A 13,473-nucleotide genomic window follows, 5' to 3' on the forward strand; every position below is an offset into this window, starting at 1 on the left:
GTGAACCACGAAGACCTCCGAGGTGAGTTGGTGCGTTCCTAGACAGCTCGCACTTCACCCGGAGGTCTTCGTCTTGTCACCTCACCACGCCGTCACCAACGTCCGTGGTCAGTACACCTAGCCCAGGTCGAGCCCGATGCGGCGCCCCCACCGATTTCGGTGGGGGCGCCGTTTCGTCGTTGCCGCGGCGGGGCTCCGCCTAGCATCGGGCAGATGCGCGGCTTCAAGATCCTCATCACCGGACCGACCGGCCAGGTGGCCGCACCCCTCGCCAAGGCGCTGGCCGCCGACAACGAGGTGTGGGGTATCGCCCGGTTCAGCGACCCGACGGCTCGGGCCGACCTCGAGTCCGCCGGAATCCGTTGCGAGACCGTTAATCTCGCAAGCGGCGACTTCACGGCGCTCCCGTCCGATTTCGACTACGTGCTGAACCTCGCGGTGGCCAAGAGCGGCCGCTGGCACAAGGACCTCGCGGCCAACGCGGAGTCGGTGGGCCTGTTGATGGCCCACTGCGCCGATGCACGGGCCTTCCTGCACTGTTCGTCGGCCGCCGTGTACGACCCGCCCGATGACGAACCACGCACCGAGGACACCGCCCTCGGTGACAACCACAAGTCCCTGTTCCCCACGTACTCGATCTCGAAGATCGCCGGCGAAGTGGTCGCACGGACGATGGCGCGCGCCCTCGGTGTTCCGACGATCATCGCCCGGCTCAACGTGCCGTACGGCGACAACGGCGGGTGGCCGTTCTACCAGATGGAGATGATGCTCGCGGGCATGCCGATTCCGGTCCCGCCCGGCGGACCCGCCCGCTACAACCCCATTCACGAGGACGACGTGATCGCCACTCTGCCGAGGATGCTCGACGCCGCCTCGGTCCCGGCGACGACGGTGAACTGGTGTGGCGATCAGACTGTGAGCCTGCAGGATTGGTGTTCCTACATCGGCGAGTTGGTGGGCCGCGAGCCGGAGTTCCAGGAGAGCGACCAGGCCCTGCGCGGCGGCCCCACCGACGTGACCCGGATGCACGAGCTGGTCGGCGGGACCACCGTCGACTGGCGGGACGGCATCCGCCGGATGGTGACGACGTTCCATCCCGAGTTGGTCGGCGGCTAGGACACCCCCTCCGTGTAGAGCCCTGCTTTGAGGTCCTCGAGCAGCGTCGGATGGGTGGGCTCCCAGCCCAGCAGCGTCCGAGTACGCTCGCTCGACGTCGGGTTGTCCAGTGCCGCAATGGCACCCACGAAGCCGAGCTCGTCGAGCGCCTGCTCGGGCGTAACGCTGCGCACCGGAACGTCGAGTTGATCGGCGATCCCCGCAGCGATGTCCCTTAAGGCGATCCCCTGCTCTGCGACTCCGTGCAACCGTGTCCCCGCGGGAGCCGATTCCAACGCCAACCGGTACAGGTGCGCCGCATCGAGGTTGTGCACCGCGGGCCACCGGTTCGAACCGTCGCCGATGTAGAGCGACCGGCCGCGCTCGCGCGCGTTCGCCACGAGTCGCGGGACGAAACCGTGATGGTCGGTGGGGCCGTGCACGGTCGGGGCCAGGCGGATGACCGCCGATCGCACGCCGCGGTCGACCAGCGAGACGGTTGCGAGTTCGGATGCGACCCGCGGCCCGGACGGATCGACCGCGGAGTCCTCGGTGCCCAGCGCGCCGGTCCCTCCGAAGGCCAGCATCGCCGTGCCGGACGTGTTCACGAACGGCTTGTTCGAGCCAGCCAGCGCGGACCCCATCGCCTCGACTGCGCGCAGGTCGGTCTCCGCGGCGGCCTGGTAGTCGGTGAAGTCGTGGATGAACGCCAAGTGGATGACGCCGTCCGCATCCGATGCGCCCGCGGCGAGCACGTCGAGATCCTCCAGGCTGCCCTGTCGGACCCCCGCACCCGCGGCCCGCAACGCCTCGGCCGACGCGTCCGACCTCGCCAGACCGGTGACCCGGTGACCGGCGCCGAGCAGTTCGGCGACCACCAGCGACCCGATGTGCCCGCTGGCTCCGGTGACGAATACGTGCATGACCTTCTCCTTCGTGGGTGATGTCAGTTGATGACATCACCGACCCTACGCGTGATGTCAGTTGCTGTCATCACCTAGACTTCCCGCATGGGTCGCTGGGAGCCGGACGCGCAGGGCCGCCTGGAGCAGGCGGCCCTGGAGCTGTACCTGGAGCACGGCTTCGATCGAACGACGGTCGCCGAGATCGCCGCGCGGGCCGGCCTCACCGAGCGCACGTTCTTCCGGCACTTCGCCGACAAGCGCGAGGTGCTGTTTCGCGGCGAGGTGCTCGCCAACGCCATGGCGGCTGCCGTCGATGCCGCACCGGAATCGACGGCACCGCTGGATGCGGTGGTCGCCGCACTCGAGTCGACGTCGGACTTCTTCGCCGATCGCCGCCAGCACGCCCGTCAGCGCCAGGTGGTCATCAACGCGAATCCCGCACTGCAGGAACGCGAACTCATCAAACTCGCGTCGCTGGCCGCGACGATGGCCGACGCGTTACGCAGACGCGGCGTGGCGTCCGCGACGGCCAGCCTGGTGGCCGAGGCGGGCATCGCCGTGTTCAAGGTCGCCTTCGAGAGCTGGTTGGTCGACGACGCCGAGGACTCGCTGGCCGAGCACATCCGCACATCGCTCGACGACCTCAGGTCCGCGACTCACCCCTGAGCTCCGCCCACGCCGAATCCGCCTCCGCGAGTTCGTTATTCGCGTCCTGAAGCTGCTGCTCCGCATCGTGCACGGCCTGCTCGGCGACGGCGAGCGTTTCGAGTAGCCTCTCGTACCGGCGGCGGGCCGTCGCGAGCACCGACGTCCCGTCCGCCACCGCCGCCTCGGCGTTGGCGTGCCGCTTCTCCGCAGAGCGCAGTTCGGCCTTCGACACCCGCGGAGGTTTCGGCTCCGCGACGAGGTCGGGCCGTGCGGTGTCGGTCGACGCGTCGGCGAGCGAGGCGCCGAAATCGCCGAACCCCGACCACTGTTCGGCCTTGACCAGCCGCCCCAGCCGAGCCGCCACCTCCGGATCGGCGATCGCGGCCTGCAACGTCTCCGTGACGTCGCCGCGCAGTGCCGCACTCGGATCGGCGAGTGCCGCGGCCGCGAACGCGGCACGAACCAGATCCGTCACCAGTCGACGCTGCAGCGTCGTCAGCTCGCGAATGCGTGCGCCGTCCATCGCGGAATGCGCGGCCCGAAGCTCCGAGGTCATCTCCGTCAACCGGGTCCTCGCCGTCGAATCCGTGCGGACGAGGTTGTTGACCACCCACGCCGCGGCCGTCGGGCGCCGCGCGTGTGCGATCTCCTTGGCCGCGTCCGAATCTCCGCGCTTCTTGGCGGCGGTCACCAATTGTGTGCGCAGCGCGGTGAACTCCTCGGGCACGACACCGTACAGCGTGTCGAGATCGGCCTGCAGCGTCATAGCGGCGACGCTCCGCGCAGGTGCTCGAAGATCAGCGACGTCTGCGTACCCGCGACGTCGGCGTCGGCGTTGAGGTTCTGTACCACGAACGACCTCAGATCGTCGGTGTCCCGCGCGGCCACGTGCAGGATGAAGTCGTCGGCGCCCGCGAGGAAGTACACCTCCATCACCTGGGGGCGACGGCGGATGTGCTGGATGAAGCTGTCGATCTTCCCGCGCGCGTTCGACTGCAGGCTCACCGAGATCATGGCCTGCAGCGACAGCCCGAGCGCCGCGGGATCGATATCCGCGTAGAACCCCCGGATCACCCCGAGGTCCTGGAGCCGCCGCACCCGCCCGTGGCACGTCGACGCGGCGATGCCGACGAGGTCGGCCAGCGCGCTGTTCGGCATCCGGGCGTCGGTGTGCAGGGCGGTCAGAATGCGCCGGTCGATATCGTCGAGCGCCGCGGCCCGAACATTCTTCGGCGACACCGGCGCGTTGACGACGATTTCCGATGATCTTGACGTCATGACACGACTTTACCGAATCTTCGTCGTACTAATTGAGAAAGTGCCGAAGCTTCTTCACAATTCTGGGTAACGCATCGCCAATCGAGGAGCTGAAATGCGCGTCGGAATCCCGACTGAGATCAAGAACAACGAATACCGCGTCGCCATCACCCCTGCGGGCGTGGCCGAGCTGACGCACCGTGGACACGAGGTGCTCGTTCAAGCCGGCGCCGGCGAGGGCTCGGCGATCAGCGATACCGACTTCAAAGCCGTTGGCGCACAGATCACCAACACGGCCGACGAGGTGTGGGCCGAAGCGGATCTGCTGCTGAAGGTCAAGGAGCCCATCGAAGCCGAGTACGGCCGGATGCGCAAGGGGCAGACGCTGTTCACCTACCTGCACTTGGCCGCCTCTAAGCCCTGCACCGACGCGCTGATGGCGTCGGGCACCACGTCGATCGCGTACGAGACCGTGCAGACCGCCGACGGCGCGCTGCCACTGCTCGCCCCGATGAGCGAGGTGGCCGGCCGACTGGCCGCGCAGGTCGGCGCGTACCACCTGATGCGCACCCACGGCGGACGCGGCGTGCTCATGGGCGGCGTCCCCGGCGTCGCCCCCGCCAACGTCGTCGTCATCGGCGGCGGCATGGCGGGCGACAACGCCGCCGCCGTCGCGAAGGGCATGGGCGCACGCGTCACCGTCTTCGACCTGAACATCAACACGCTGCGCAAGATCGACGCCGAGTACGGCGGCAGCATCGAGACGCGCTACTCCTCGCGCCTCGACCTCGAGGACGCCGTGAAGCAGGCCGACCTGGTGATCGGCGCCGTCCTGGTGCCCGGCGCGAAGGCCCCCAAGCTCGTCACGAACGCGACTGTCGCGCACATGAAGTCGGGCTCGGTGCTGGTCGACATCGCGATCGACCAGGGTGGTTGCTTCGAGGACTCCCGGCCCACCACCCACGACGATCCCACGTTCGCGGTGCACGACACGCTGTTCTACTGCGTGGCCAACATGCCGGGCGCCGTCCCGCGCACGTCGACCTACGCGCTGACCAACGCGACGATGCCGTACGTGCTGAAACTGGCCGACAAGGGCTGGCAGGCCGCGTGCACGGCCGACGCCGCACTGGCGAAGGGCCTCTCGACCCACGACGGCGCGCTGCTCTCCGAGCAGGTCGCGGCCGACCTGGGCCTGCCGTTCACCGATCCGGCGAGCGTGCTGGCCTGATCGCCTAACCGAAAGCCTCCCCGTCCAGGTAGAACCAGCGACGGGCTCGCACAGCGAACCGGGACCGCTCGTGAAGCGTCCCGGTTCGTTGGTTCTCCCGGTAGTAGGCGCGAAACTCGACCTCCCCCGTGTCGTCTCCGGGCTGGCCGTCGACGACGTCGATGATCTCCAGCCCGAACCACTCCGGACCGCTGCCCGACACCGGTTCGGCCGACCGCGTGCGCGGGTGCCAGGTCGCCCAGATGTAGTCCGACCGCTCAGCCGCGTAGGCGCTGTAACGCGACCTCATCAACTCCTCGGCGGTCTCGGCGTGCCGTTCGCCGACGTGGAGGGGCAGACAGCAGCGTTGGTACTGGTCGCCGGTGCCGCAGGGACAGGGCTCATCGGGGCGCATTCGTCGAGTCTCCCTCGTGCGGTTCTTGACACCTGTCAAGTATGGTGTCGGCATGTTGCTCTCCGACGTTCTGCCGAATGCGCCGACAGACACCGCCGACGCCCTGACCCTGTTCGACGCGGCCCCAGCGGTCGAGGCCGACGCGATGATCGGTACCTGGCATGGCGCCGAACTGCCCACCGGCCATCCGTTGGACGGTCTGCTGGCGGCGAGCGGGTGGTGGGGCAAGCAGTTCGTGGACGCCGAGACCGTGCACCCACTGCTGTTCCCCACCGGCGACGGCGCACTATGGGCGTTGAACCCCCTGCTCGCGTTCAGCGGCCTCGGAGTGGTGACCAAGCTGCCCGGTCTGCGCGGACGCGACTACCGTGGGGCGATCTCGGCCGCACGGCCCGCCCTGCAGACCCGGGCACCCAAGGCACGACTGCGCACGACGCGCTACCGCGGCGTCGACACCGCGACGATGATCTACGACCAACTGCCCATCAACGACGTCTTCCGCAGGCTCGACGACGCCACCGTGCTCGGCGCGATGGACCTGCGCGGCTCGAAGGCGCCGTACTTCTTCGTCCTGAGACGCGACGACTCGCTGCCGGTCCGTTAGCCGCTGACGTAGGGCAGCACGAGGGTCGCGAGCTCACCGATCAGCGGCCGCAGGTTCTCCGCCTTCGGATCGTCGGTGCGCGAACGGGTCATGAACGCCAACAGGATTCGCTGCCCCTGCGGGCCGTAGACCACACCGACGTCGTTGGTGCTGCCGTAGTCGCCGCTGCCGGTCTTGTCCGCGCTGGTCCAGCCGGGAGGCAGGCCGGCCCGCATGCTCGACGTCTGATTCGCGCGCATCCAGTCCTCGAGTTGTCGCCGCTGACCGCCGAGGGCCTCGCCGACGAGCAGACTCCGGTATCCGGAACCGAGCGCACGCGGCGTGCTGCTGTCGCGCGGATCGCCGGGGATCGCGGAGTTCAACTCGATCTCCCAGCGATCCAGCCGGGTCCTGTCGTCGCCGATGGTGCGCGCGAAATCGGTGATGCGCGACGGCCCGCCGATGATCCGCAGCAGCCAGTTGCCCGCCGCGTTGTCGCTGCGGGTCAACGCCGCCTCGCATAACTCGGCGATGGTCATGTTCTGTCCGACCCTGGTCTCGGTGACGGGCGAATTGGGCTTGATGTCAACGGGTTCGATGCTCACCGCGTCGGTCAGGTTCAGTTCGCCAGCCGTCGCCTTCTGCAGCACGCGCGCGGCGGCGTACGCCTTGAACGTCGAACACATGGCGAACGGGTCGTTGGCGCGGTGTTCGACGAATCGATCCGAGTCGACGTCGGCGGCGAACACCCCGACATAGGCGTTGTGCCGCTTCTCCAGTGCGTCGATGCGTTCGGCGAACGGGGGAAGCGGCTCAGCCGGATCCGACGCCGACGGCTCCGACGGTTGCGGGGAGCACGCCGTCAGGACAACCAGCGTGCCCCCACCGATGAGAAGGCGGCGCCGCGAGACGTCCATCAGCCCGCCAGCGCTCGCAGCGGCTTGGGCAGCGAGCGCTTCGATCGGTGCGGTCCGAGAACGGCTGCGCCGAACGGCCGCGCGAGCAGTTGACGCGCCACCGCGTTCACCTCGTCGACCGTCACGGCGTCGATGCGCTCGAGACTGGTCGTCACACTGCGGTGCTCGCCGAAGTCCAACTCGTTGCGGCCGATGCGATGCATCCGCGACCCCGAGTCCTCAAGGCCGAGCACCAGGCCACCGCGCAACGCCCCCTTGGCGATTCGACATTCGGCCTCCGTGATGCCGTCGCGCGCGACGTCCGCCAGCACGTCGGTCGTCACCCGAACGACCTCGTCGAAGCGCTCCGGCAGACAGGCCGCGTAGACCGACAGCGCGCCCGAATCGGCGAACGTGTCGATGGTCGAGTACACCGAGTAGGCCAGGCCGCGGGTCTCGCGAATCTGTTGGAACAGCCGGGAACTCAGGCCACCACCGAGGGCTCCGTTGAGCACCGACAGCGCCCAGCGGTGCTCCCAGTGCCGCCCCGGAGTCCGGACCCCCATGAACACGTGCGTCTGTTCGCCGTCGCGGTTCACCAGCTGCAGCGACGGCTGGCCTGGCACCCGGCCGTTACCCTTACGCGGGCGCACCGGCTCGCGACCGTTGACCAGCCGCGGGCCGAAATGCTCTCGCACCAAGGCGATCACCCGGTCGTGATCGATGTTTCCCGCCACCGCGACCACCATTCGCTCGGGCGTGTAGCGCCTGGTGTGGAACGAGTGCAGCTGCGACCGCGTCATCGACGAAATCGACTCGACACTGCCGATCACCGGCCTGCCGACCGGATGTTCGCCGAACATCGCCGACAGGAACACGTCACCGAGCGTGTCCTCGGGATCGTCGTCGCGCATCGCGATCTCCTCGAGCACGACGTCGCGCTCGACTTCGACGTCCTCGACCGCGCACCGGCCCCGCAGGACGACGTCCGCCACCAGATCGACTGCCAACTCGAGATCGGTGTCCAGCACGTGCGCGTAGTAGCAGGTGTGCTCGCGCGAGGTGAACGCGTTGAGCTCACCGCCCACGGCGTCTACCGACTGCGCGATCTGCACCGCGGAGCGGGTCGGCGTCGACTTGAACAGCAGGTGTTCGAGGAAGTGGGCGGCGCCGGCGACGCTGGGACCCTCGTCCCGCGAGCCGACGCCCACCCACACTCCCACCGATGCCGAGCGCACCGACGGCACGTACTCGGTGATGACGCGTAGCCCACCTGGAAGGGTGGTGCGCCGAACCGGATTAGGTGTTGGCCGGCGCGGCATCTGCGGGCGCTGCGTCCGTTTCCGTCGGGGCGTCGGCAGGTGCCGCAGCCTCTGCGGACTCCTCCTCGGCTACCAGGATCAGCGAGATCTTGCCGCGGTTGTCGATGTCGGCGATCTCCACCCGGAGCTTGTCGCCGACCTTGACGACGTCCTCGACCTTGGCGATGCGCTTGCCGCGGCCCAGCTTGCTGATGTGCACCAGCCCGTCACGTCCGGGCAGCAGCGACACGAAGGCTCCGAAGTCGGTGGTCTTCACCACCGTGCCGAGGAACCGCTCACCGATCTTGGGCAGCTGCGGGTTGGCGATCGCGTTGATCAGATCGATCGCCGCCTGCGCCGACTCGCCGTTGGAGGCGCCGACGAACACCGTGCCGTCGTCCTCGATCGAGATCGAGGCGCCGGTCTGCTCGGTGATCGAGTTGATCATCTTGCCCTTGGGCCCGATGACCTCGCCGATCTTGTCGATCGGCACCTTGATCGTGGTGATGCGCGGCGCGTACGGGCTCATCTCATCGGGCTCGTCGATGGCCTCGGCCATGACCTCGAGGATGGTGGTCCGTGCGTCCTTGGCCTGCGCCAGGGCGCCGGCCAGCACCTGCGACGGGATGCCGTCGAGCTTGGTGTCGAGCTGCAGGGCGGTGACGAAGTCCTTGGTGCCGGCGACCTTGAAGTCCATGTCACCGAACGCGTCCTCGGCGCCGAGGATGTCGGTCAGCGCCACGTAGCGCGTTTCGCCGTCGACCTCGTCGGACACCAGACCCATGGCGATACCGGCGACGGGTGCCTTCAGCGGCACGCCGGCGCTCAGCAGCGACAGGGTCGACGCGCAGACCGAGCCCATCGACGTGGAGCCGTTGGAGCTCAACGCCTCCGACACCTGGCGGATGGCGTACGGGAACTCCTCGATGCTCGGCAGCACGGGCATCAGAGCCCGCTCGGCGAGTGCGCCGTGGCCGATCTCGCGACGCTTCGGCGAGCCGACGCGACCGGTCTCACCGGTCGAGTACGGCGGGAAGTTGTAGTGGTGCATGTAGCGCTTGCTGGTCTCCGGCCCGAGCGAGTCGATCTGCTGCGCCATCTTGACCATGTCCAGCGTGGTGACACCCAGGATCTGGGTCTCGCCGCGCTCGAACAGGGCGCTGCCGTGGGCGCGGGGCACCCAGTTGGTCTCGGCCTTGAGCTCGCGGATGTCGGTGATGCCGCGGCCGTCGATCCGGAAGTGGTCGGTGATGATGCGCTGGCGGACCAGTTTCTTCGTCAGCGACCGGAACGCCGCGCCGATCTCCTTCTCGCGGCCCGCGTAGGTCTCGGCGAGGCGGTCGAGGACCTCGACCTTGATCTCGTCGGTGCGCTCTTCACGCTCCTGCTTGCCCGCGATGGTGAGCGCCTTGCTGAGCTCGTCGGTGGCGACGGCGGACACCGAGTAGAAGACGTCGTCCTGGTAGTCGGGGAACAGCGGGTACTCCGCGGTCTCCTTGCCCACCGCGTCGGCCAGTTCCTGCTGGGCCCGGCACAGCACCGAGATGAACGGCTTGGCGGCCTCGAGGCCCTCGGCCACGACGGTCTCGGTGGGCGCGCTGGCGCCACCGGCGATGAGGTCGATGACGTTATCGGTGGCCTCGGCCTCGACCATCATGATCGCGACGTCGCCGTCAGCGGTCACCCGGCCCGCCACGACCATGTCGAAGACGGCGCCCTCGAGCTGCTCGACGGTCGGGAACGCGACCCACTGGCCGTCGATGAGTGCGACGCGCACGCCGCCGACGGGACCGGAGAACGGCAGCCCGGCGATCTGGGTGGACGCCGACGCGGCGTTGATCGCGACGACGTCGTACAGATCCTTGGGATCAAGGCTCATGACGGTGACGACGACCTGGATCTCGTTGCGCAGGCCCGAGACGAACGTCGGGCGAAGCGGCCGGTCGATCAGGCGACAGGTCAGGATCGCGTCGGTCGAGGGACGGCCCTCGCGCCGGAAGAACGAGCCGGGAATGCGGCCCGCTGCGTACATGCGCTCCTCGACGTCGATCGTCAGAGGGAAGAAGTCGAAGTGGTCCTTCGGGTTCTTGCTCGCCGACGTGGCCGACAGCAGCATGGTCTCGTCGTCGAGGTAGGCGACGACCGAACCGGCGGCCTGCTGGGCCAACCTGCCGGACTCGAATCGGATGGTGCGGGTGCCGTAGCTCCCGTTGTCGATGACGGCGGTCGCTTCGAAGGCACCGTCGTCATTGCGTGTTGCGGACATAAATGTGTCAGATCCTCTTTGGTTCTCGTCTTCAACTGTTTCGCGTCGCCACGCGAGAACCCGGAAATCCTGACGGCCATCGATCGAAGCGGTCGGTGGAATCACCGGCCGCCACTACCGAGGACCGCCCATGCGAGAGCGGGTGCTCGAGGTGACGCGCTGGAACGGTCGCGCGGTCGTGCGCGAATCGCACCTGATGTTCAAGCCGATACGGCTCAAAACAGATTCATGCTACAGGGCGGTCATGCCACGTCCTCGACGCACACCGTGAACTGGCGTTCGTCGTAGGGGTAGCCGATCCCGCTGGCGCACTGGTCGGCGTTCGACACGTCCTGCAGGATCTGGGTGGCACGCTGCTTGTCGGACGCCGAGGCGTCGTTGCAGTCCACCCGCACCGGGTCACGATCGTTGTCGGGATCGATGCTCATGCAGCCACCGACCACCCAGTCGATGTCCATGCACACCGTGGTGGACTCGTCGTTGAACGTGCTGTGCGTCGAGTAGTAGGAGTCGACGTCGGTCGGGCACTGGTCGCTTTTCTCGACGGTGCTGATGACCTTGAAGTTCGAGTCCGGGCTGCCGCACTGCGCCTTGATGGCTTCGGGGCGCTCCGGTGTGCCACCGATCTTCAGACAGTCACCCATCTGGAGATCGGCGGCCGCAGCGGACGAGCACCCGGTCACACCGAGGGCGAGGATCACGGCCGAGAGGGCCGCGCGCGCTCTCACGCGGTGCGTCGTCAGCGACGGAGGCCGAGACGACCGATCAGCGAGCGGTAACGCTCGACGTCGATCTTCTCCAAGTACTTGAGCAGCCGGCGGCGACGGCCGACCAGCAGCAGCAGGCCACGACGCGAGTGGTGGTCGTGGCGGTGCACCTTGAGGTGCTCGGTCAGGTCGGAGATCCGCTTCGACAGCAGCGCGACCTGGGCTTCAGGCGAACCGGTGTCGGTGTCGTGCAGGCCGTACGAGCCCAGGATCTCCTTTTTCTGCGCAGTGGTCAGCGACATGTAACAACTCCATCTATCTCAGTCCGCGAGGATGAATTCGAGTGCACGGCCGCCGCGAACTGCAGCACGTGCGTGGTCGGCGGCGATTCTAACAGCGGCCGGGGCGGAGCCGCGAATCCAGCTTCAGGAGTGCGCGGACAGAATCGTGCGGGCGCGTGAGGTGTCGCCCTTCATCGCGACGACGAGGTCGTCGATCGAGTCGAACCGCTCCTGCCCGCGGATTCTGGCGACGAAGTCTACGGCGACGTGCTGGCCGTAGAGGTCGGCGTCGGTGTCCAGGACGAACGCCTCGACGGTGCGGGTGCGGCCGGAGAACGTGGGGTTGGTGCCGACCGACACCGCGGCCTGGTAGCGCTCACCGGGCGTCACCGTGCCCATCACGGGTCCGTGCCCCAGCACGGTGAACCACGCGGCGTACACACCGTCAGCGGGGATCGCGGAGTGCATCGGGGGCGCCACGTTGGCGGTGGGAAAGCCGAGGCCCTTGCCACGGCCGTCGCCGCGTACGACGACGCCCTCGACGCGGTGCGGGCGGCCGAGCGCCTCGGTGGCGGCGACCATGTCACCCGCGTCCACACACGACCGGATGTAGGTCGAGGAGAAGGTGACGGTCTCGTCCTGATGGTGTTCGGCGACCAGCGACATGCTCTCGACGGCGAAGCCGAGGCGCTCACCCGCCTTGCGGAGCATCCCGACGTTGCCCCCGGCCTTCTTGCCGAACGTGAAGTTCTCCCCCACGACCACCTCGACCACGTGCAGACGCTCGACCAGCAGTTCGTGGATGTAGCGCTCCGGGGTGAGCTTCATGAAGTCGGTGGTGAACGGCATCACCAGGAACACGTCGACGCCGAGTTCCTCGGCCAGTTCGGCGCGTCGGGTCAGCGTCGTGAGCTGGGCGGGGTGACTACCGGGATAGACGACCTCCATGGGGTGGGGGTCGAACGTCATCAGCACGGTGGGGATGCCGCGCGACCTACCGGACTTGACCGCGTGGTTGATCAACTCGGCGTGCCCACGGTGCACACCGTCGAACACACCGATGGTGACGACGCACCGTCCCCAGTCCGTGGGGATCTCATCCTGGCCGCGCCAACGCTCCACGCCGCAAGCCTACGGCGCGACGGGCCGCACGAGATCCCCAGATCAGGTGATGATTGCCTAAACTTATTGCCCGTGAGTCCTGACGGTTACCCCCGCGACCTCTCCACGGTGGCGCAGGACTATCTCAAGGTGATCTGGACGGCGCAGGAATGGGGGCCCGAGAAGGTCAGCACCAAGATGCTCGCCGAGCGCCTGGGAGTGTCGGCCAGTACGGCCTCGGAATCCATCCGCAAGCTCGCCGACCAGGGGCTCGTCGACCACGAGAAGTACGGTGCGGTGACCCTGACCGAGGCGGGGCGCCTCGCCGCGCTGGCCATGGTGCGCAGGCACCGTCTGATGGAGACGTTCCTCGTCAACGAACTCGGATACGGCTGGGACGAGGTGCACGACGAGGCGGAGGTACTAGAGCACGCGGTGTCCGACACGATGCTCGATCGCATCGACGCGAAACTCGGCTACCCGACCCGCGACCCGCACGGCGATCCGATTCCGGCGTCCGACGGGCGCGTTCCCACTCCCCCCGCGCGCCAGCTGTCGGTGTGCGTGGACGGCGAGACGGGCACCGTCGCCCGCATCTCCGACGCCGACCCCGAGATGCTGCGCTACTTCGACAGCGTCGGGATCAATCTGGACTCGCGGGTGCGGGTGCTGGCCCGCCGCGACTTCGCCGGGATGATCACCGTGTCGGTGGAGAATCCGGGGAACACCGCGGACGACGACGTCACGGCTTCCACCGTTGACCTGGGAAGCCCTGCGGCCCAAGCGATCTGGGTCGTCGCTTAGCAGG

At 67.9% G+C, this 13,473-nt stretch carries 15 protein-coding genes; 5 read left to right on the top strand and 10 right to left on the bottom strand.

Features of this window, described 5'->3' with window-relative positions; genetic code table 11:
- Positions 1-213: 213 nt before the first annotated feature.
- Positions 214-1,116: an NAD-dependent epimerase/dehydratase family protein gene (locus NM203_RS28660; protein ID WP_255064062.1), complete on the top strand. Its 903-nt coding sequence runs from the start codon at positions 214-216 to the stop codon at positions 1,114-1,116.
- Here the strand turns inward: NM203_RS28660 and NM203_RS28665 are convergent.
- On the bottom strand, positions 1,113-2,018 hold the full coding sequence (locus NM203_RS28665) for an SDR family oxidoreductase (protein WP_255064063.1): 906 nt from the start codon (positions 2,016-2,018) through the stop codon (positions 1,113-1,115). The two genes, NM203_RS28660 and NM203_RS28665, sit on opposite strands and share 4 nt — an antisense overlap.
- 87 nt (positions 2,019-2,105) lie before the next feature.
- Between NM203_RS28665 and NM203_RS28670 the strand changes: the two genes are divergently transcribed.
- A complete protein-coding gene (locus tag NM203_RS28670) occupies positions 2,106-2,666 on the top strand; it encodes a TetR family transcriptional regulator (protein WP_255064064.1) in 561 nt (186 codons plus the stop codon).
- Here the strand turns inward: NM203_RS28670 and NM203_RS28675 are convergent.
- On the bottom strand, positions 2,644-3,414 hold the full coding sequence (locus NM203_RS28675) for a hypothetical protein (RefSeq protein WP_255064065.1): 771 nt from the start codon (positions 3,412-3,414) through the stop codon (positions 2,644-2,646). The genes NM203_RS28670 and NM203_RS28675 overlap by 23 nt on opposite strands.
- Positions 3,411-3,926 carry an HTH-type transcriptional regulator AldR gene (locus NM203_RS28680; protein WP_255064067.1) on the bottom strand — a complete coding sequence of 172 codons (516 nt, stop codon included), beginning with the start codon at positions 3,924-3,926 and terminating at the stop codon, positions 3,411-3,413. The genes NM203_RS28675 and NM203_RS28680 overlap by 4 nt, the downstream gene beginning before the upstream one ends.
- A 94-nt stretch (positions 3,927-4,020) precedes the next feature.
- On the opposite strand from NM203_RS28680, the gene ald reads away from it, so the two are divergent.
- Complete coding sequence (gene ald / locus NM203_RS28685) at positions 4,021-5,136, top strand: alanine dehydrogenase (RefSeq protein WP_255064068.1); 1,116 nt, start codon at positions 4,021-4,023, stop codon at positions 5,134-5,136.
- 4 nt (positions 5,137-5,140) lie between these two features.
- Here the strand turns inward: ald and NM203_RS28690 are convergent, their stop codons facing one another.
- Positions 5,141-5,530 (bottom strand): YchJ family protein, encoded by a 390-nt coding sequence (locus NM203_RS28690; protein ID WP_255064069.1) that lies wholly within the window; start codon positions 5,528-5,530, stop codon positions 5,141-5,143.
- A 52-nt stretch (positions 5,531-5,582) separates the two neighbouring features.
- On the opposite strand from NM203_RS28690, the gene NM203_RS28695 reads away from it, so the two are divergent.
- Positions 5,583-6,134 (top strand): DUF4334 domain-containing protein, encoded by a 552-nt coding sequence (locus tag NM203_RS28695; protein WP_255064070.1) that lies wholly within the window; start codon positions 5,583-5,585, stop codon positions 6,132-6,134.
- On the opposite strand, the gene bla is transcribed toward NM203_RS28695, so the two are convergent.
- The 6 genes from bla to NM203_RS28725 form a co-directional block, all read right to left on the bottom strand.
- Positions 6,131-7,033: a class A beta-lactamase gene (gene bla, locus NM203_RS28700; RefSeq protein WP_255064307.1), complete on the bottom strand. Its 903-nt coding sequence runs from the start codon at positions 7,031-7,033 to the stop codon at positions 6,131-6,133. The two genes, NM203_RS28695 and bla, sit on opposite strands and share 4 nt — an antisense overlap.
- Positions 7,030-8,331 carry a M16 family metallopeptidase gene (locus tag NM203_RS28705; RefSeq protein ID WP_255064072.1) on the bottom strand — a complete coding sequence of 434 codons (1,302 nt, stop codon included), beginning with the start codon at positions 8,329-8,331 and terminating at the stop codon, positions 7,030-7,032. Before NM203_RS28705 ends, bla begins: the two co-directional genes overlap by 4 nt.
- Positions 8,309-10,576 carry a polyribonucleotide nucleotidyltransferase gene (locus NM203_RS28710; RefSeq protein ID WP_255064073.1) on the bottom strand — a complete coding sequence of 756 codons (2,268 nt, stop codon included), beginning with the start codon at positions 10,574-10,576 and terminating at the stop codon, positions 8,309-8,311. Before NM203_RS28710 ends, NM203_RS28705 begins: the two co-directional genes overlap by 23 nt.
- 242 nt (positions 10,577-10,818) lie before the next feature.
- Positions 10,819-11,304: an LppU family putative lipoprotein gene (gene lppU / locus NM203_RS28715; protein ID WP_408633433.1), complete on the bottom strand. Its 486-nt coding sequence runs from the start codon at positions 11,302-11,304 to the stop codon at positions 10,819-10,821.
- 11 nt (positions 11,305-11,315) lie between these two features.
- Positions 11,316-11,585: a 30S ribosomal protein S15 gene (rpsO, locus tag NM203_RS28720; RefSeq protein WP_255064076.1), complete on the bottom strand. Its 270-nt coding sequence runs from the start codon at positions 11,583-11,585 to the stop codon at positions 11,316-11,318.
- A 123-nt stretch (positions 11,586-11,708) separates the two neighbouring features.
- Entirely contained in the window at positions 11,709-12,686 is a 978-nt protein-coding gene (locus NM203_RS28725; protein ID WP_255064077.1) for a bifunctional riboflavin kinase/FAD synthetase, read from the bottom strand.
- A 72-nt stretch (positions 12,687-12,758) separates the two neighbouring features.
- Here NM203_RS28725 and mntR point away from each other — a divergent pair, with 72 nt between their 5' ends.
- Complete coding sequence (gene mntR, locus NM203_RS28730) at positions 12,759-13,469, top strand: manganese-binding transcriptional regulator MntR (protein WP_255064079.1); 711 nt, start codon at positions 12,759-12,761, stop codon at positions 13,467-13,469.
- The last annotated feature ends 4 nt before the right edge of the window (positions 13,470-13,473 follow it).

This window comes from Mycolicibacterium arenosum, from assembly GCF_024320865.1.
GTDB lineage: Bacteria > Actinomycetota > Actinomycetes > Mycobacteriales > Mycobacteriaceae > Mycobacterium > Mycobacterium arenosum.